Here is a 17,439-nt window from a genome sequence, read left to right on the forward strand (position 1 = left end):
CCGGGTGTATCCGGAGCGCGACGTGCGCCTCCTGTAAGCAGGGGGGTGGACGATGACCGACCTGCTGCACCAGCGCGCACGACGGCGGGAAGTGCCTCCTCCGCTGCGCCGGTCCCACGACATCCAGGGCAACGTCCTGGCCGCGTTCAACAAGGACCACCAGCTGTTCCGGTTCGTCCGCTTCACCGACGACCGGCTCGGGCGCACGTGGCTGGCCGCCATGCTCGGGCACCTCGACGTCACCTCCGACGTGGAGGACTTCAACGAGGTCTTCTCCCTCGGGCGCACGATGTCCGGCGGCGACCCCGCCGGGCTCAGGGCCACCTGGGCGAACGTGTCCCTCACGCCCGAGTGCCTGATCGACCTGAGCGTCAACCCCGACGCGACCCGGGAGGACCTCCGGGAGCACTTCCCGCACACCGCCGAACAAGCGGCGCGGGCCAACGGCGACACCGGCGACTCGGCGCCCGCGCACTGGCTGTTCGGCCGCGCGGACCAGCGGGTGCACGCCGTGGTCACGGTCGCGTCCGACGACCCGGACCGGGTGGCCGGGACCGCGCGCGACCTCGACGTGCTCGACACCCTGCTCGGCGTCACGACGGTCCACGAGCAGCACGCCGCCACGCTGCCGGGTGACCGGCGCGGGCGCGAGCACTTCGGTTACAAGGACGGCGTGTCGCAGCCCGGCGTGCGCGGCTTCCACCACGAGGACCGCGAACGGCCGGGTCACCGCGCCGGGCGGCCGGGGACGCTGCTGGTGAACGCGGGCGAGTTCGTGTTCGGCCACCCGACCGAGTCGGCCCGCCCGCACGCCGCCGCGTGGCTGGCCGACGGCTCGATCCAGGTGGTCCGCCGCCTCACCCAGGACGTCGACGGCTGGCGGGACGCCGTGGAGCGGCACGGCCGGGGGCCGGAGCTGATCGGCAGGCGCCCGGACGGCCGCCCGCTGGCCGCGGGCCCCGACTCCGGCCACGCCAACGACTTCGACTACGCCGACGACCCGGCGGGCACGGCGACACCGTGCCCGGCCCACATCCGCAAGACGAACCCGCGGTCGTTCGCGCACCGGACGCCCCGGGAGCACCGGATCCTGCGCCGGGGCATCCCGTTCGGCCCCGCCGAAGCAGAGGCCACCGGAACAGGACCCGCTGGAACGGGACCCGCCGCCACCGGGTCGACCGACGACGAGCGCGGCCTGGTGTTCGTGGCCCACTGCACGTCGTTGGCGGAGCAGTTCGAGCACGTCCAGCGAACGTGGGCGCTCAACCCGGACTTCGCGCCGGGCGAGCGCGGCGCGCCCACCGGCGTCGACGCCGTGATCGGCGGCGGCTTCGTGCGGACCACCGGCGCCCTCTACGCGCTGACGCCGTCGGTCAGCACCCTCAGACTGCTCGCCGCGGGTCGCGAGCTGCCCCGTTAAGGGGTGACGGGGAGTCGGTCGTGGCCGCCGTCCACGACCGGCTCCCAGCCCGTCGCGTGCCGCCGCACCAGGTCCGCCGCGACCGCGTCGAACGGCCGCGACCACACCTCCTCGTTGAACACCTCGACCTCCACGAACCCGTCGTACCCGGTCTCCGCGACGAGCGAGGTCAGCCCGACCAGGTCGATGTGCCCGTCACCGGGCAGGCCGCGGCCCAGCAGCACGTCGGCCGGCAGCGGCGTCACCCAGTCGCACACCTGGTAGGAGTGGATGCGCGGGCCGGCCCGCCGGACGTCGGCCGCCAACGCCGGGTCCCACCACACGTGCAGGGCGTCCACGACCACCCCGACCACCGACGACGGGTATGGCGCGGCCAGCTCCAGCGCCTGCCCCAACGTCGACACCACGCCCCGGTCGGCGCAGAACACCGGGTGCATGGCCTCCACCGCCAACCGCACGCCGGCCGACTCCGCGTACGGCGCCAGCACCTCCAGCGCCGTCGCTACCCGTCCCCTGGCCGCGACGAGGTCGCGGTCGGGCACGCCGCCGGGCACCAGCACCAGGCACCGCGCGCCCAGCGCGGCGGTCTCGTCGATCGCCCGCCGGTTGTCGTCCAGCCGCTGGTCGGACCCGGTGAAGAACCCGCCGCGGCACAGCGACGAGACCTCCAGCCCGGCCGACGCGACCAGCGCGGCCGTCCGCGCCAGCCCGTGCTCGGCCACCGGGTCGCGCCACAGCCCGATCCCCGGGATGCCGTTGCGCACGCACACGTCGACCACCTCGGGCACGGACGCCCGCTTCACCGTGGCCTGGTTCAGCGAGAGCCTCACGTCAGCACGTCCAGCAGTCGTCCCCACCGCCGGGCGGCGAGGTCCGGGTCCGGCAGCAGCCCGGCCAGGTCCGCCAGCCGCAACGCCTCCCCCAGGTGCACCACGTCCCGGGCCGACTGGAGACCGCCGACCATGCCGAACGCGTCTTGGAACCCGCCGAGCCAGGCCAGGAACACCACACCCGTCTTGTAGTGGTACGTCGGCGCGCCGAAGATGTGCCGGGACAGCGCGACCGTCGGCTCCAGCACCTCGTCGTACCGGGCGCGGTCGCCCGCGTCCAAGGCCCGCAACGCGGTGGACGCGGCCGGCGCGATGGCGTCGAAGATGCCCAGCAACGCGTCGCTGTGCCCGAGCTCGTCGCCCGCGATCAGCTCCGGGTAGTGGAAGTCGTCGCCGGTGTAGCACCGCACGCCCGCCGGCAGCGACCGCCGCAAGCCCACCTCGTGCGAGGCGTCCAGCAGCGACACCTTCACGCCGTCGACCTTGTCCGGGTACGCCTTGATGAGGTCGAGGAAGTGCCCGGTCGCCGTCGGCACGTCCGACGAGCCCCAGTAGCCCTCCAGCGCCGGGTCGAACGCCGGGCCCAGCCAGTGCAGGACCACCGGCTGGTCGACTTCCTCCAGCAGGGCCCCGTACACCTCCTGGTAGTCCTCGGGCCCGCGCGCGGCGGCGGCCAGCTTCCGGCTGCACATCAGGATCGGTTGCGCGCCCGCCTCCACGACGGCCGCCAGCTGCTCCCGGTACGCCGTCAGCGGGTCGGCGGTGTCGTGGTCGGTGCCGACGCCCGCCGCCAGCCTCCCGGACGCGATCGACGCGCTGCGCCGGATCAGCTCCAGCGCCGTGCCCCAGTCCAGGCCCATGCCGCGCTGCGCGGTGTCCATCGCCTCCGCGACGCCGAACCCGTGCTCCCACAACCGCGTCCGGTACGCCAGCGTGGCGTCCCAGTCGAGCACCGCGGGCGCGCCGGGGACGTTGCCGGCGAACGGGTCGGCCACCACGTGCGCCGCCGCGAACGCCACCCGCGACTCGAACGGCCCGGTCTCCCACGCCTTCGGCTCACCCAACCGGTGCTCGCGGAACGCGCCGTCCCGGCCGGGCAGCACCACCGACGTCACGCCGGCACCTCGATCCGACGGCCGGTGCGCGAGGACTCCAGGCCCAGCGCGGCCAGCCGCACCGTGCGCACGCCGGAGTGGAAGTCGTGCGAGTACGGCGTCCCGACGGCGACGTGCTTGAGGAACTCCTCCCACTGCACCATGAACCCGTTGTCGAACACCTCGTTGTCCGGGACCTCCTGCCACAGGGACCGGAAGTCGATCGACGACGGCACGTCCGGGTCCCACACCGGCTTGGGCGTGATCGCCCGCGACTGCACCTTGCAGTTGCGCAGCCCGGCCACCGCGCTGCCCAGCGTGCCGTCCACTTGGAACTCGACCAGCTCGTCGCGGTTCACCCGGGTCGCCCACGACGAGTTCACCTGCGCCACCACGCCGCCGGCCATCTCGAAGATCGCGTACGCCGCGTCGTCGGCCGTCGCCTCGTACGGCGCGCCGTTCTCGTCCCACCTGGTCGGCACGTGCGTGACGGCCCGCGCGGTCACCGCCTCCACCGGGCCGAGCAGCCCCTCCAGCAGGTAGCTCCAGTGGCAGAACATGTCCACCACGATCCCGCCGCCGTCCTCGGCGCGGTAGTTCCACGACGGGCGCTGCGCGGCCTGCCAGTCGCCCTCGAACACCCAGTAGCCGAACTCGCCGCGCACGGACAGCACGCGGCCGAAGAAGCCGCCGTCCAGCAGGCGCTTGAGCTTGCGGATGCCCGGCAGGTAGAGCTTGTCGGCCACCACGCCGTGCCTCACGCCCGCCGCGTCGGCGTGCCGGGCCAGGCCCAGCACCTCCTCGGGCGTGGCCGCGACCGGCTTCTCGCTGTAGACGTGCTTGCCCGCGTCGATCGCCGCGGTCAACGCCGACACGTGCGCCGACGTCACCTGCGCGTCGAAGTAGACCGACACGTCCGGGTCGCCGAGCGCCGCGTCGAGGTCGGTGGTCCAGCGCGCCAGGTCGTGCCGCTCGGCGATCTCCTTGAGCTTGGCGGGGTTGCGGCCGACCAGCAGCGGCTCGGGGACCAGCACGTCGTCACCGACCTGGATGCCGCCGCGCTCGCGGAGGGCCAGGATCGACCGGACGAGGTGCTGTCGGTACCCCATCCGCCCCGTGACCCCGTTCAACGCGACGCCGATCGTGCGCACCGCCATGCGTACACCCCGCTCACATTCGTGGAAAGCGCTTTCCAATACGCTACGGTCGGCCCCTCGTGGACGTCAACCTCCGCGTGGGCCGGCGACCGGCCGGTGGCCTCCGGCCGGTGGTCGACACGCCCGCGCCGCTTCGACGAGGATCCCGGCTGACCACGGCCGGTCGCCCCACTCGGTGAACTCGTCCCCGGCCGGCGCCCGGCAACGGCTAGTCTCGCCCGACCAGGAACGCGAAGGAGGCGGCGTTGACGTCGCGGCAGGTCACGCTGGCGGAAGTGGCGAAGCACGCGGGCGTGTCGCTCGCCACCGCGTCACGCGTGCTCAACGGCAGCACCCGGCAGGTCAGCGAGGAGCTGCGCGAACGGGTCCTCGGCACCGCGCGCAGGCTCGGCTACCTGCCCAACGCCTCGGCGCAGGCGCTGGCGCGCAACTCCAGCGTGCTGGTGGGCCTGGTGGTGCACGACATCGCCGACCCCTACTTCTCCAGCATCGCCGCCGGTGTGACGAGGATCGCCGAGGACGCCGGGCTGGTCGTGGTGCTCGGCACCACGGGCCGCGACCCCCGCCGCGAGGTGGAGCTGGTCAACACGCTGCGCGCGCACCGGGCCCGCGCCCTGGTGATCGCGGGCAGCCGCACCACCGACCGGTCGGCGTCCCGGCTGCTCGCCGAGGAGATCACCGCGTTCACCGCGCAGGGCGGCCGGGTGGCGTGCGTCTCCCAGGCCAAGCTCGGCACGGACACCGTGGTGCCCGCGAACCGCTCCGGCGCCCGCGCGCTGGCCCGCCGGCTGGCCGCGCTCGGCCACCGCCGGTTCGCCGTGCTGGCCGGCCCGCCGGACCTGCTGGTGGCGCGCGACCGGCTGGCCGGGTTCAAGGCCGGGCTGGCCGACGAGGGGCTGGAACTGCCCGACGCGAACGTCATCGCCAGCGGCTTCACCCGGGACGGCGGGCACGCCGCCGTGGCCGACCTGATCGCCGCGCGCACCGGCGCGACCTGCGTGTTCGCCGTGAACGACGTGATGGCCCTCGGCGCGATGGCGGGCTTGCGCGAGCACGGCCTGCGGGTGCCGGAGGACGTCTCGGTGGCCGGGTTCGACGACATCCCCACCCTGCGCGACCTGGTGCCCGCGCTGAGCACCGTGCGGCTGCCGCTGGAGGAGATGGGGGAACGGGCGGCACGGCTGGTGCTGGACGACGTGGTCGCCTCCGCGCGCACGATCCGGGTGGCCGGCGAGGTCGTGCTGCGGGCCTCGACGTCACCGCCCAGCGGTATCGGACTGCGCTGACCGGTGATTACGCTCTATTCTGGACGTTGTTCGACCACCCCTCACGAGGAGTGATCTCTTCCGTGCGCGACGCGCAGTCCCCGGGCTGCAGTACCGAGCCGGGTCCGATACCCGGCTGCCGACCCCGCCCGACCCACCACCGGTGGGCCCGATGACCATCCTGCTCAGCCTGCTCGGCCTCGTCGCCGTGGTGGTCCTCACCATCGGCACGTTCATCGCGGTCGCCGCCGAGTTCTCCCTGACCGCGCTGGAGCGCAGCACCGTCGAGGCGCACGTCGCCCAGGTGGGCGACACCAAGGCCCTGACCGTGGAGAAGGCGCACCGGTCCCTGTCGTTCCAGCTCTCCGGCGCGCAGCTGGCGATCACCATCACCACGCTGATCACCGGTTACATCGCCGAACCCGCCATCGCCCAGCTGATCTCCCCCGCGCTGACCGGCGTCGGCGTGCCCGCGGCGGTGGCCGGGCCGATCGCGTTGACGCTGGCGCTCGCGCTGGCCACCTCGCTGTCGATGGTGTTCGGCGAGCTGGTGCCGAAGAACCTGGCCATCGCCAAGCCGCTGGAGACCGCGCGTGCCGTCGCCGGCGTGCAGGCCGGGTTCTCCGCGGTGTTCAAGTGGCTGATCACCCTGCTCAACGGCACCGCGAACTGGCTGGTGCGCAGGCTCGGCGTGGAGCCCGCGGAGGAGCTGGCGTCGGCCCGCTCGCCGCAGGAGCTCGGCGCGTTGATCCGCTCCAGCGCCGAGCAGGGCACCCTCGACCCGAGCACGGCGACCCTGCTGGACCGCTCGCTGCGGTTCGGCGACCGCACGGCGGAGGAGCTGATGACGCCGCGCGTGCGGGTCGAGTCGCTGCGCTCGGACGCGACCGTGCTCGACCTGGTGGCGAAGGCGCGGGAGACGGGCTTCTCCCGCTTCCCCGTCTACACCGGCGACCTGGACGAGGTGCGCGGCATCGTGCACGTCAAGCAGGTGTTCGGGGTGCCCCGGTCGCAGCGGGCGACCACGCCGGTGTCCGCGCTGACCAGGCCGGTGCAGACGGTGCCCGCCACGTTGGAGGGCGACGCGCTGCTGGACCGGCTGCGCGCCTCGGGCCTGCAGACGGCGCTGGTCGTCGACGAGTACGGCGGCACGGCGGGCCTGGTCACGTTGGAGGACCTGGTCGAGGAGATCGTCGGCGACGTGCGCGACGAGCACGACCGGCGGGAGACCTCGCCGGTGCGTCGGCTCGGCGGCGAGGCGTGGCTGGTGTCCGGGCTGCTGCGCGACGACGAGGTCGCCGAGGCGACCGGGTTCCGGATGCCCGAGGGCGACTACGAGACCGTGGCCGGCCTGGTGCTGGCCCGGCTCGGCCGGATCCCCGACGCGGGTGACGAGATCCGGGTGGACGACTGGCGGATCACCGTGGTGCAGATGGACCGGCACCGGGTGGCGGAGCTGCGGGTGGCCCGGGTCGACCCCGCGGCCGACCCGGCGACCGACCGAGTGGAGTCGTCCCGGTGATCGTGCTGGTGATCTTCCTGCTGCTGGCGGGCAACGCGTTCTTCGTGGGCGCCGAGTTCGCCATCATCACCGCCCGCCGCGACCGGCTGGAGGCGTTGGCCGAGCAGGGTGGCGGCCGGGCCCGCACCGTGATCAAGGCGGGCCGCGAGCTGCCGCTGCTGATCGCGGGCGCGCAGCTCGGCATCACGCTGTGCTCGCTCGGCCTGGGCGCGCTGGGCGAGCCGGCGGTGGCGGCGTTGCTGGAGGCGCCGTTCCACGGCGTCGGCGTCCCGGACGCGGTGCGGCACGGCGTGGCGTTCGCGGTGGCGCTGATCATCGTCGTCGCGCTGCACACCGTGCTGGGCGAGATGGTGCCGAAGAACCTGGCCATCGCCGGTCCGGAGCGCACCGCGCTGCTGCTGGTGCCCGCGCACTACTGGTTCTGCCGGCTGGTCGCGCCGCTGCTGCGCGGGTTCACCGTGGTGTCGACGGCGGTGCTGAAGCTCGTCGGCGTGACGCCGAGGGACGAGCTGGAGTCGGCCTACACGCGGGACGAGCTGGCCCTGCTGATCGGCCAGTCGCGGCAGGAGGGCCTGCTGGAGGACTCCGAGCACCGGCGGCTGACGAAGACCCTGTCGTCGGCCGAGCGGACCGTGGCCGACGTGCTGGTGCCGTTGGACCGGATCACGTCGGTGCCGTCGCGGCCGACCATGGAGGAGGTGGAGGCCGCCGTGTCGGCCACCGGCTTCTCCCGGTTCCCGGTGCGCGAGGACGACCGGCTGATCGGCTACCTGCACGTGAAGGACGTGCTGGACCTGGCCCACGCCGACCCGGCCACGCGGGTGCCGCCGGGCCGGGTGCGCGGCCTGCCCCGGGTGCCGGTGGACGCGACGCTGGACGACGCGGTGGCGGCGCTGCGGCGCTCGCAGAGCCACCTGGCGCAGGCCGTGTCGGCCGACGGCGTCGTGCGCGGCCTGGTGGCGCTGGAGGACCTGGTCGAGGAGTACGTCGGCACCGTCCGCGACGGCACGCACGTCCGCCGCGAGCTGTGACGGTGGCGCCGGCGTCGTGATCACGGCGCCGGCGCCGCCTAAGGTCTTCGTCGTGATCACCACGAACGACCGCGCCGAGATCGTCGAGACGACCACCCGCATGGCGTGGTTCGCCGACCGCCGCGACTGGGACGCCCTGCTCACCGTGTTCGCCGACGAGGTGGACCTCGACTACACCAGCCTCACCGGCGGCGAGCCCGCCCGGCTCCGGGCCGCCGACATCGTCGCCGGGTGGCGCGCCGGGCTCGGCGGCCTGGACGCGACCCAGCACCTGGTGGCCAACCACCTGGTCGACGTCGACGGCGACCGGGCCGTGGTGACCGCCCAGTTCCAGGCCGTGCACGTGCTGGCGAACCCGCACGGCGACCCGACCTGGACCCTGGGCGGCCACTACCGCTTCGGCCTCGTCCGCGCCGGGGGCGGCTGGCGCATCGACGCGGTCACCATGACCACGACGTGGGCCGCGGGCAATCAGCAGATCATGACGCTGGCCGCACAGCGGGCAGGCTGAGGTACTCCCGCTCCGCCGCCGGCCCCTCCAGCGGCTCCGTCAGCGGCGGCACGCTGACCAGTTCGAGGTCGTGGTCGGCGGCGCGGTCGAGGGCCGTCACGATCCACGCCTCGAAGTCGGCGTTGGCGGCCATCGCCGCGCGCCGCCACCGGTCCACCGCGTCGCTGCCCGCGTTGACCCGCGGCATCACCACCCGCTCCGACCTCGATCCGGGGTGGCGGCTCTCCCGCAACGCCCGCCGCAGCGCCGTGCGCGACCAGCCCTCCCGCTGGGCCCGGTCGAGCCACTCGTCCTGCTCGGCCGGCGGCAGCGCCGCGACCTCGGCGTGGTGCTGGAACGGCAGGCCCTGCCGCCGCCGCGGCGGTTCGAACTTGCGCGCGATCCACGCGTAGTTGCGCAACGTCTGGTAGTCGAGCCCCACCGCCTCGACCGCCCGGCGGTACCTGTCGGTGTACCTGTCCTGGCCGAAGACCAGCCAGTCGCCCAGGTACCACGCCGACGAACTGGCGATGCGGGAGATCCGCTGCCCCGCCTGCTCCCACGACTCGAACGTGACGTCGCGCGGGAACGCCAGCCCCACCGGCGTGGTGAGGATCCGGCCTTCGACCGCGCCGCCGGGACGACGGCGCGGCACTGCGTTCACCTTGTCCACTTGCTCCCCCTGATCCGCTTGTGGGTGTCCTTGCTACCCCAGGGGTCCTCACACACCGGTCAACTTCCGCTCACACCGCGAACCCGATCGGGCCGGCCGGCGGATAACAGGTGACCGCCCTTCACCGGGAACCAGCCGGAAGGCCACCATGACACCCACCGACGCCGAGATCATCGACCGGTCGCGGCACGAGCCGGACACCTTCGCGGCGATCTTCGACCGGCACGCGCCGCACATCCGGCGCTACCTCGAGCGCAGGCTCGGCGCCCAGGTCGCGGACGACCTCGTGGCCGAGACGTTCCTGACCGCGTTCGACAAGCGGCAGCGCTACGACCGGGCCCGACCGGACGCCCGGCCGTGGCTGTACGGCATCGCGACGAACCTCGTCGGACAGCACCGCAGGCACGAGGCGCGCCGGCACCGGGAGCGCTCGGCGGAGATCGCCGAGCACGACCACGCGGACCGCGTCGCCGCCGAGGTGACCGCGTGGGCCGTGCGGTCGCGGCTGGCGGGAGCGCTGGACGGGCTGACCGCCGAGGACCGCGACGTGCTGCTGCTCGTGGCCTGGGAACAGCTGGCCTACGAGGAGGTCGCGACCGCCCTGGCGATCCCCGTCGGCACGGTGCGGTCCCGCTTGCACCGGGCCCGGCGCAAGGTCAGGGAGGCGTTGGGCGGGCAGAACCCCACCGAGGTCGAGGAGTTGCTGAACAATGGATGAGCTGCGGTTGCTGCGCGAGATGGGTGACGAGACGCCGTTGCCGGACGAGGCGGCGCTGGCGCCCGCGCGGGCGGCGTTGCTGGCCGGCATCGCCGAACGGGGACCGGTGCGCCGGCGCCGGTCGAGGCACGCGCTGGTCGGTGCGTCGGCGATCGGGCTGGCGGCGGCCGTCGCGGCGACGGTCGCGCTGCTGCCCGCCGGTCAGCCGGCGCCGGGCGGACAGGCGCTGACCCCGGCGACGACCACGGCACCGGCCGCGGCGGCGTCCACGGCGGTCGAGGTCGAGCCGGTGACCGACCCCGTGCGGCTGCTGGCGTTCGCCGCCAGGGCGGCCCGCGCCGATCCGGTCGCGCCGCCCCGCCCGGACCAGTTCGTCTACACGCGCGGTGAGACGGGAGGGGAACCGGCCCGGGAGATCTGGCGGTCGGTCGACGGCACCCACGACGGGGCGCTGACCAGGAACGACGGGTCGACGCTCCGGCTGCCGGGGTGCGTCGACGGGCAGCGGGACGTGTTCAAGGACCCCGCGGTGGTGCTCGGCACGGAGCCGTGCGAGCCGCGGCCGGCGTACCGGTCCGACCTGCCGACCGAGGTGGACGGCATGCTGGCCTACCTCGACGCGAACGCCGGCGGCGAGCCGGGCAGCGTCAACGCGCGCGGCAAGGACGTCCTCAGCCTGATCAACGAGTCGCTGCTGCCGCCGCTGACCAGGGCGGCGCTGTACGAGGCGGCGGCACGCGTGCCGGGGCTGTCGGTGGTGCAGGACGCGCGTGACGCGGCGGGCAGGCCGGGGGTCGGCATCACCTGGCCCGTGCCGCCGGGCTCGCCGCGGGCCGAACCGGTGGTGATCGTGTTCGACGCGCGGACCTACGAGCTGCTCGGCACGAACTTCCACGCCATCACGGCGCAGGCCGTGGTGGACCAGGTCGGGCAGCGCCCCTGACCGCGCGGGTGGGACCGGTCCGCCGGGGCGTGCCCGGTCCCACCCGACTACGGTTGGTCACGTGGATCCGCGTGAGGATGACGACGACGAGGAAGACTTCGACGACGAAGAGGACGAGGACGGGTTCGACGACGACGACGTCTCGGACGAGGACGACCTGTTCGGCGTGACCTCCGAACCCCGCACCATCTGCCACCTGTGCGGCGGGGCGGGGTTCATCGCCAACCCGACGTCCGCGGTGATCGGCGGCGCTCCCCGCACCGTCGACAACGGGCGCGAGTGCCCGCACTGCGTCGGCGCGCGCAAGTTCCCGGGCCTGATCCCCCCGCTCTGACGCGACCGGTCCGGACCTCACGCCGCCGGCGCTCCGATCGGTGTCAGCCGACGACGAGGTCGGCGGAACGCAGCCGCCCGACGAACTCGTCGACGTCCTTGCCCGCCTGTTCGGGACTCACCGGACTGGTGCGGGCGATGTGCTCGCTGATCTCGGCGGGCGTCTGCCCGGCCAGGAGGCGGTCGAGGACCGTCGCGGCGCTCGTGTTGAGCTGCCAGTAGCGCCCGTTGCGCTCGTCGAGGACCACCATCCCGTCGTCGGCGTGGGTGATCGTGACGCCGTCAGGTGTTCGAAGTGCCATGCGGACCTCCGGCGGGCGGCGGGGCAATCGTGATCATCGGAGCCCAGAGGCCCATGTCGGACGGTTCGCCGATCGGCACGCCGTCGACCTCGACCCACGCGTGGGCCCGGAACGGGTGCAGTCGCGTGCCCGCCCGCCAAGTGGGCCACCCGCCGCGGAGCCGGCACAGCAGCGCCACCGCGATGGAACGCGGCAGGCACCCGTCACCGGCGACCATCACGCTGCTGGCGAGCACCGACCGGTGCGCGGCGCGGGCCTCTTCGAGCGTCGCGGGACGTGCGCCCCGCGTCAGCGCGGTCAGCACCCGGCGAATGCGCCGCGGCGGCAGTTTCGCCAGCGCGCGGGCGAGGTAGACCGCTGAGGTCGCCGACAGTCGGCGAGCGATCCCGACACCGCCGGTGCGGGTGATCGCGGTGGCTTTGGCCTTCACTTCTCACGGCTCCCCGTGGTCGGCACGGCGTGCGATCGGGTGGTGCTCACGGTTCGCAGCCAGGATTCGAGGTTGAACGTCATCGCCAGCGCGGGCAGCACCTGTCCCGGTGGCGGCGGCGCCAGGCACGCTCGACGCAGGACGTCGGCGTCCACCACGCCCAACTCCGCGAGCACGAGGTCGTCGCACCACCGCGCCAGCCGACCCCGTTGGGCCCGCAGGCCCGCGTGCACGTCCTCCGCCATGTCGTTCTTCGTCGAGCGTTGGACGAGGCCGTGCGGCACCACGTCGCGCAAGGCGCTGGTGAGCAGCGGTTTGAACGCCCAAGGGCCGGCACGCAGGTGGGGTTGGACGGACAGGGCGGTCTCCACCACCCGGTCGTCGAGGAACGGCACCGCGGTCCCGACCCCCTCGTGACCGGTGAGCTGACCCATCAGGCGTGACACCCGTCCCGCCGCGCGGATGCCCTCCAGCGCCATGTGCTGGGACCGGTCCGGGGACAGCGGCCGGGCCAGGTCCGCCGCCTCCACGACCGCCCGCACGACGGAGTCACGAGCCGCCGCCGTGGTCCACGGCGCGAGCCAGAGCCGGTGGTGCCAGCTCGGCGGCGGCAGCCGGGCGCCCGCCTGCGAGCCGGCGGCGCTCACCCCGGCCGCGTTGTCCAGCAGCCACCTGGGGTAGGACCGGTTGTCGGCCACGGCCTGCCACACCTGCCGCAACGTCCACCGCCGCAGCCCGCGCTGGCCGCGGATGTGGTCCAGCGCGACCACGGGGTGGCGGCGCGCCAGTCGGTGCAAGTAGGACGTCGGGCTGGTGAGCACCTCGTCACCGCCATGACCGGTGAAGTGCAGCGTGGAACCGCGTCGCGCCGCCAAGCTCGCGATGTGCTTCACCCGCGCGCCCGAGGGCCCCAGGAACGGCTCGTCGTGGTAGCGGGTCTGGTCGAACAGGGCGTCGAAGGGCCTGGGCATCGCACCGGTGTCCAGGAGCACGTGGCGCAGACCCGGCATCCGCGCGGCGGCGGCCAGCGCGACCGCCGTGTCGTCGTCCTCGGTCGTCAGCCCCGTCATGGTGTACGCGGTCAGGTGCGGGTCGCACTGCCACGCCAGGTAGGCGACCGGCGTCGAGTCCATGCCACCCGACAGGTCGGTGCTGATCGCCGGGTGCGCGGCGGCACCGTGCCCGACCGCCGCCGTCAACGAGTCCCGGAACGGCTCGGCCGCCTCCGCCAAGGTCGCCCCGGAGTCCGGCACGGTCCACCAGGGCGTGGTGGTCGGGCCGCGGTCGTGGCTCCACTCGACCGCCTCGCCGGCCGGCACCGCCGCCACACCCCGCCACAGGGTGGTGGCCGTCAGCGGGTGCGGGACCGCCGGGAAGAGCAGTCTCAGGGCGGCACTCCCCTCGTCCAGCGGAGCGCCCGCCGCCGCGGCCACCACGTCCGCGCGGTTCGCCACCACGTCCGCGCCGTGGAACAGCCGCCGGGTGTTCGACGCCGTGCCGCGGGCCCGGACCACGGGTCCGAACGCGGCGATCACGTGGTGGCTGCCGGGCAACCGGACGTGGTCGACCTGGCGGGGGTTCGTGAGCCGGCCGAGGACCTGGTCGAGCCTCGCGTCGTCGAGCGGGCAGTAGCCGATCAGCACGACCACCCCGGCCCGACCGGTGATCACCCGGAGGTGGTCGCCGCCCAGGACTCCGACCACCAGCGGGCGGCCGGACGGGTGGGTCGCGAGGACTTCGGCCCCCTGGATGAGGGAATCGGTGGCAAAGGCGCGTCCGCGGTCCGCGAGAACCACGAACGCGCCTTCACCGCCGCCGTCGTGGCGGTTCAACGCGGGGCTCTCAGTCCCAGAGCCAGGCGGTGTCCCAGGTCTGGCTACCGATACCGTTGGTCAACTCGGCGAAACCACCGACCTCGACCATGAGCGGCGGCTCGTAGTGTTCCTGCACGGTCTCTTCCACGGCTTCCTCCTACGATCGCTCCGGCCTCGCCGAAAGGCGAGGGAAATCGGAACAGTGCTTCGTCGGACGAAAGCGACCGTAACCTCCTGCGCGCCGCGCGACCAGTGTTCGAGGCGCCGTGGCCGTGCGCTGGACGCCGGTCAGGCGGCACGGCCGAGATCGGTGCCGGGATCACCGGCGCGCGCGTCGGCCGAACCTTCGCCCCCCTGGTGCGGGAAGACCCATCGGCGGAACGCCCACCAGCGGAAACCGGTGGCGACGAGGGTGCCGATGATCATGCCGCTGAGGAAGTCGGCGATCTCCTGCACCGGCAGGCTCACGGCCGGCGCCCGGAAGTCGAGCAGGTAGCGGGAAACGCTGAGCGGCACCGAGTTGAGCGCGATGCCGAGCCCGCTGATGAAGAAGAAGAGCGCGGCCTCGTGGCGACGTTCACGACCGCCACGAGCGCGGAACGACCACTCGCGATTGAGCACGTAAGACACGATCGTGGCGACGATCGTCGCGATGACCAGCGCCGTCACCGGTTTGTCGGTCAGCACGGTGAACTTGAGCGCGTAGTTGACACCCACGGTGACCAGGAACGTCATCGCGCCCACGGTCAGGAACTTGAGCAGTTCGTGGTGCTTGCGCAGAAGATCGCCCACCGGAGCCGGCGCAAGGGCGAGAACTTTGCGGACGAAAGTCACCGGTGCAGTCTAGCGCTATCGCAATTCCACGACTTCGTACCCTTTTCGGGTGACCGTCCGACGTCACCTTTCCGACAACGCGAGCGGCGGCGTTGCGCGAGCACCGGTCACGGGTTGCGACGAGTCGCCGATCGCACCTCATCCGGGTGATTCCGCCGTTCGACCTCCATGGCGAAGTCGAGCCACATGGCGGCCGCCGCGCGGGCCAGGTCGACCACCAGTGCGACGCGGTGCGACGGCACGGCCTCGACCACCAGGTCGCGCTCCACGGTCGTCAGCGCCTGACCCAGGAGTTTGTTGATCAGCACCCGGCCGCCCTCCCGGAACCTCAGCGACGGGTCGCGGGACAACTCGTGCAGCAACGCGTCACGTCGGTCCACCAGGCGCCGCTGAGGGGTTCGGACCCCATCGGCGGACCGCTCGCGCCGTCCACGCGCCCGCGGCGGCACGGGGTGCTCGCCGCGTTCCACCCGCAGCCGCACGTCGCGCACCGTGCTGACGGACATGTTCGCCATGCGTGCCAGCTCGCGCAGCGACGCGTCCGGGTGCTCCCTGATGAGCCGGCACACCCGGAGCCGACCCGCGGCCGGGTCGAGCGGTCGAACGCGACCGTCCCGCCCGATCCGGGCGTTCGACTGGGGACCGTGCCCGGTCGAACGCGCGCGAAGGCCCGCGACCGAGCGCGCCGACAGGCCGGCGGCCGAGGCGATCGCCCGGTCCGACCACTCGGGATGGGTGACGAGGATCCGCGCGGCCGCCGATTGCCGCTCGGCGAAGGTCAACGGCAGGCCGTGGGTGGTGTTCGCCCTGACCGCCAGCACGAACGCGTCGCGCTCGCTGCCTTCGAAGAACCGCACCTCGATGTCGTGCGCGCCGGCGAGCCTGGCGGCGTGGAGCCGGTGCGCGCCGTCCACCACGCGCATCGTCGGACGGTGCACGACGATCGGCGGCAACGGCGCCTCGCTCTCGAAGAGCACCCGCACGTGCTCCGGCCTCAGCCCTTCCGCGCGCGGTGAGTCGAGAGCCCGCAGCGAACCCACCGACACCCTCGTGACCGGTGACAGCAACCGCTCCACCGACTCCGGGCCGCGCATCCCCTCGTCCGCCGGTCCCACCACCGAATCGACCTCCACCCGAAGACGTCCTTCTCGTCCTCTCCGCGTGTCGTCGGCTCGGGCCCGCTCCGGCACTCCCGGTCGGAGTTCGAGCCGGCGACCGACCGCGATATCAATATCGCACGTCGTCGCAGGTCTGACGGTGTACCGATCGGCGGTCCCACAGTCAGGTCGAACGCGATTCAGCAGCGGTGCCACGGCATTCGCGGTTCTCCCGACACCCGCTCCCGTGAGTGGATCCCGCGGCGGGGGTCACCGTTCGGCGGCGACCAGCTCCGCGTCCCGGAACGCCTGCGGCGAGAGGCCGCGCCACGCGGTGATCAGGGCGCCGACCTGCACCAACGCCGCCATCACCCACACCGCGCGCAGGCCGAACCCCGCGGCCACGAACCCGCCGGCCAGCGCACCCAGCGGCGTCAGCCCCCAGGCCAGCGCGCGGTGGCTGGTGAGCACCCGCCCCAGCAGCGCGGGCGGCGTGAAGCGCTGGCGGCTGGACTGCGAGCAGACGTTCCACACCATCACGGTCGCCGACTGGACGAACATCAGCGCCCCGATCAGCCACGCCCACGGCGGCAGCACGGCGAACAGCGCCACGGTCACCACCATCCCGACCTGGGCCAGCCGCATCGACCACGAGTACCCGAGCCGGTCGACCACCCGGGCCGCCACGAACGACGACGCCACCCACCCGGCCGCCATCGACGCCTGCAACACCCCGTAGCCCACCGCGCCGAGCCCGAGCAGCTCCTTGGCGTACAGCACGAACATCGCCATCGTGGCGCTCGCCGCGAACGACCCGAGCGCCACCGCCACCGTGATCGACAGCAGCAGCCGCGTGCCGACCAGGAACTTGAGCCCCTCCCCGATGTCGCGCACCGGGTGCTTGGTGGTCGACGGCGTCGACCGACCCGAACGCAGCCCCCGGACCAGCACCAACGCCACCAGAGCGGCCATGACGGCGACCCACGCGGGCGTGCCCAGGCCGAACGCCACCAGGAAGCCCGCCACCGGCGGCACCACGAACTGCACCACCCCCCGGTCGATCACCATCAACCGCGTGTTCGCCGCCGGCAACCGGCCCGGCTCCACCACCTCCGGCACCAGCGCGCCCGTCGTGCCGTCACCGAGCACCTGCGCCGACGTCACCACGAACGCCAGCACCACCAGCAGCGGCAGGCTCAACGCGTCCGTCACACCCGCCACCGCGAGCGCCAGCGCGGCACCCGCCTGCACCGCGTACGCCCACGTCAGCACGGCACTGCGCCGCACCCGGTCGATCAGCACCCCCGCGAACAGCGAGAACACCAGCCACGGCGCCTGACCCACCACGTTGACCAGCGACAGCTGCCGCGGGTCGGAGGTGATCGTCGCGGCGATCCACGGCAACACCGACAACATCAGGCCCTCGGCCACCGAACCGGACACCACGACGGCCTGAAGCCGCACCCACCCCCTGGACATGGCTCAC

Annotated in this window: 19 protein-coding genes; 8 read left to right on the forward strand and 11 right to left on the reverse strand. The window is 73.4% G+C overall.

Features of this window, described 5'->3' with window-relative positions; translation table 11 throughout:
- Nucleotides 1-52 precede the first annotated feature (52 nt).
- The gene (locus ACQPYE_RS31055) at nucleotides 53-1,420 is read left to right on the forward strand and encodes a Dyp-type peroxidase (protein ID WP_498716494.1); all 1,368 of its coding nucleotides are present in this window, start codon (nucleotides 53-55) and stop codon (nucleotides 1,418-1,420) included.
- Here the strand turns inward: ACQPYE_RS31055 and ACQPYE_RS31060 are convergent.
- Genes ACQPYE_RS31060 through ACQPYE_RS31070 form a run of 3 tightly spaced genes read right to left on the reverse strand, consistent with a single transcriptional unit; the run spans nucleotide 1,417 to nucleotide 4,501 of the window.
- The gene (locus ACQPYE_RS31060) at nucleotides 1,417-2,250 is read right to left on the reverse strand and encodes a sugar phosphate isomerase/epimerase family protein (RefSeq protein ID WP_498716496.1); all 834 of its coding nucleotides are present in this window, start codon (nucleotides 2,248-2,250) and stop codon (nucleotides 1,417-1,419) included. The two genes, ACQPYE_RS31055 and ACQPYE_RS31060, sit on opposite strands and share 4 nt — an antisense overlap.
- Nucleotides 2,247-3,365 carry a dihydrodipicolinate synthase family protein gene (locus ACQPYE_RS31065; RefSeq protein ID WP_498716498.1) on the reverse strand — a complete coding sequence of 373 codons (1,119 nt, stop codon included), beginning with the start codon at nucleotides 3,363-3,365 and terminating at the stop codon, nucleotides 2,247-2,249. The genes ACQPYE_RS31060 and ACQPYE_RS31065 overlap by 4 nt, the downstream gene beginning before the upstream one ends.
- The gene (locus tag ACQPYE_RS31070; protein ID WP_498716500.1) at nucleotides 3,362-4,501 is read right to left on the reverse strand and encodes a Gfo/Idh/MocA family protein; all 1,140 of its coding nucleotides are present in this window, start codon (nucleotides 4,499-4,501) and stop codon (nucleotides 3,362-3,364) included. The genes ACQPYE_RS31065 and ACQPYE_RS31070 overlap by 4 nt, the downstream gene beginning before the upstream one ends.
- Nucleotides 4,502-4,746: 245 nt before the next feature.
- Between ACQPYE_RS31070 and ACQPYE_RS31075 the strand changes: the two genes are divergently transcribed.
- The 4 genes from ACQPYE_RS31075 to ACQPYE_RS31090 all read left to right on the forward strand — a co-directional run bounded on the left by ACQPYE_RS31075 (nucleotide 4,747) and on the right by ACQPYE_RS31090 (nucleotide 8,830).
- Nucleotides 4,747-5,787, forward strand: a complete 1,041-nt coding sequence (locus tag ACQPYE_RS31075) for a LacI family DNA-binding transcriptional regulator (RefSeq protein ID WP_498716502.1) — start codon at nucleotides 4,747-4,749, stop codon at nucleotides 5,785-5,787.
- Between the two features lie 151 nt (nucleotides 5,788-5,938).
- Entirely contained in the window at nucleotides 5,939-7,288 is a 1,350-nt protein-coding gene (locus ACQPYE_RS31080; RefSeq protein WP_498716504.1) for a hemolysin family protein, read from the forward strand.
- Complete coding sequence (locus ACQPYE_RS31085) at nucleotides 7,285-8,319, forward strand: hemolysin family protein (protein WP_498716505.1); 1,035 nt, start codon at nucleotides 7,285-7,287, stop codon at nucleotides 8,317-8,319. The genes ACQPYE_RS31080 and ACQPYE_RS31085 overlap by 4 nt, the downstream gene beginning before the upstream one ends.
- Before the next feature lie 52 nt (nucleotides 8,320-8,371).
- Complete coding sequence (locus tag ACQPYE_RS31090; RefSeq protein ID WP_498716507.1) at nucleotides 8,372-8,830, forward strand: nuclear transport factor 2 family protein; 459 nt, start codon at nucleotides 8,372-8,374, stop codon at nucleotides 8,828-8,830.
- Here the strand turns inward: ACQPYE_RS31090 and ACQPYE_RS31095 are convergent.
- Nucleotides 8,799-9,473, reverse strand: coding sequence for an LmbU family transcriptional regulator (locus tag ACQPYE_RS31095; protein WP_498716508.1), 675 nt, complete (start codon nucleotides 9,471-9,473; stop codon nucleotides 8,799-8,801). The two genes, ACQPYE_RS31090 and ACQPYE_RS31095, sit on opposite strands and share 32 nt — an antisense overlap.
- Nucleotides 9,474-9,630: 157 nt before the next feature.
- Here ACQPYE_RS31095 and ACQPYE_RS31100 point away from each other — a divergent pair, with 157 nt between their 5' ends.
- The 3 genes from ACQPYE_RS31100 (at nucleotide 9,631) to ACQPYE_RS31110 (ending at nucleotide 11,477) form a co-directional block, all read left to right on the forward strand.
- Nucleotides 9,631-10,200 carry an RNA polymerase sigma factor gene (locus tag ACQPYE_RS31100; RefSeq protein WP_498716510.1) on the forward strand — a complete coding sequence of 190 codons (570 nt, stop codon included), beginning with the start codon at nucleotides 9,631-9,633 and terminating at the stop codon, nucleotides 10,198-10,200.
- Complete coding sequence (locus ACQPYE_RS31105) at nucleotides 10,193-11,143, forward strand: CU044_5270 family protein (RefSeq protein ID WP_498716512.1); 951 nt, start codon at nucleotides 10,193-10,195, stop codon at nucleotides 11,141-11,143. The genes ACQPYE_RS31100 and ACQPYE_RS31105 overlap by 8 nt, the downstream gene beginning before the upstream one ends.
- A 61-nt stretch (nucleotides 11,144-11,204) precedes the next feature.
- A complete protein-coding gene (locus ACQPYE_RS31110) occupies nucleotides 11,205-11,477 on the forward strand; it encodes a hypothetical protein (RefSeq protein ID WP_498716514.1) in 273 nt (90 codons plus the stop codon).
- A 43-nt stretch (nucleotides 11,478-11,520) separates the two neighbouring features.
- Here ACQPYE_RS31110 and ACQPYE_RS31115 read toward each other — a convergent pair whose 3' ends face one another.
- The 7 genes from ACQPYE_RS31115 to ACQPYE_RS31145 form a co-directional block, all read right to left on the reverse strand.
- A complete protein-coding gene (locus ACQPYE_RS31115; protein WP_498716516.1) occupies nucleotides 11,521-11,778 on the reverse strand; it encodes a lasso peptide biosynthesis PqqD family chaperone in 258 nt (85 codons plus the stop codon).
- A complete protein-coding gene (locus tag ACQPYE_RS31120) occupies nucleotides 11,759-12,208 on the reverse strand; it encodes a lasso peptide biosynthesis B2 protein (protein ID WP_498716518.1) in 450 nt (149 codons plus the stop codon). Before ACQPYE_RS31120 ends, ACQPYE_RS31115 begins: the two co-directional genes overlap by 20 nt.
- Nucleotides 12,205-14,004 (reverse strand): asparagine synthase-related protein, encoded by a 1,800-nt coding sequence (locus ACQPYE_RS31125; RefSeq protein WP_498716519.1) that lies wholly within the window; start codon nucleotides 14,002-14,004, stop codon nucleotides 12,205-12,207. The genes ACQPYE_RS31120 and ACQPYE_RS31125 overlap by 4 nt, the downstream gene beginning before the upstream one ends.
- 46 nt (nucleotides 14,005-14,050) lie before the next feature.
- Nucleotides 14,051-14,170, reverse strand: coding sequence for a lasso RiPP family leader peptide-containing protein (locus ACQPYE_RS31130; RefSeq protein ID WP_498716520.1), 120 nt, complete (start codon nucleotides 14,168-14,170; stop codon nucleotides 14,051-14,053).
- Nucleotides 14,171-14,310: 140 nt separating this feature from the next.
- The gene (locus ACQPYE_RS31135; RefSeq protein WP_498716522.1) at nucleotides 14,311-14,856 is read right to left on the reverse strand and encodes a GtrA family protein; all 546 of its coding nucleotides are present in this window, start codon (nucleotides 14,854-14,856) and stop codon (nucleotides 14,311-14,313) included.
- 107 nt (nucleotides 14,857-14,963) lie between these two features.
- Nucleotides 14,964-15,989, reverse strand: a complete 1,026-nt coding sequence (locus tag ACQPYE_RS31140) for a streptomycin biosynthesis protein (protein ID WP_498716524.1) — start codon at nucleotides 15,987-15,989, stop codon at nucleotides 14,964-14,966.
- A 234-nt stretch (nucleotides 15,990-16,223) separates the two neighbouring features.
- The gene (locus tag ACQPYE_RS31145) at nucleotides 16,224-17,432 is read right to left on the reverse strand and encodes an MFS transporter (protein ID WP_498716525.1); all 1,209 of its coding nucleotides are present in this window, start codon (nucleotides 17,430-17,432) and stop codon (nucleotides 16,224-16,226) included.
- Nucleotides 17,433-17,439 lie beyond the last annotated feature (7 nt).

It is taken from the genome of Actinosynnema sp. CA-299493 (genome assembly GCF_050946825.1).
Classification (GTDB): domain Bacteria; phylum Actinomycetota; class Actinomycetes; order Mycobacteriales; family Pseudonocardiaceae; genus Actinosynnema.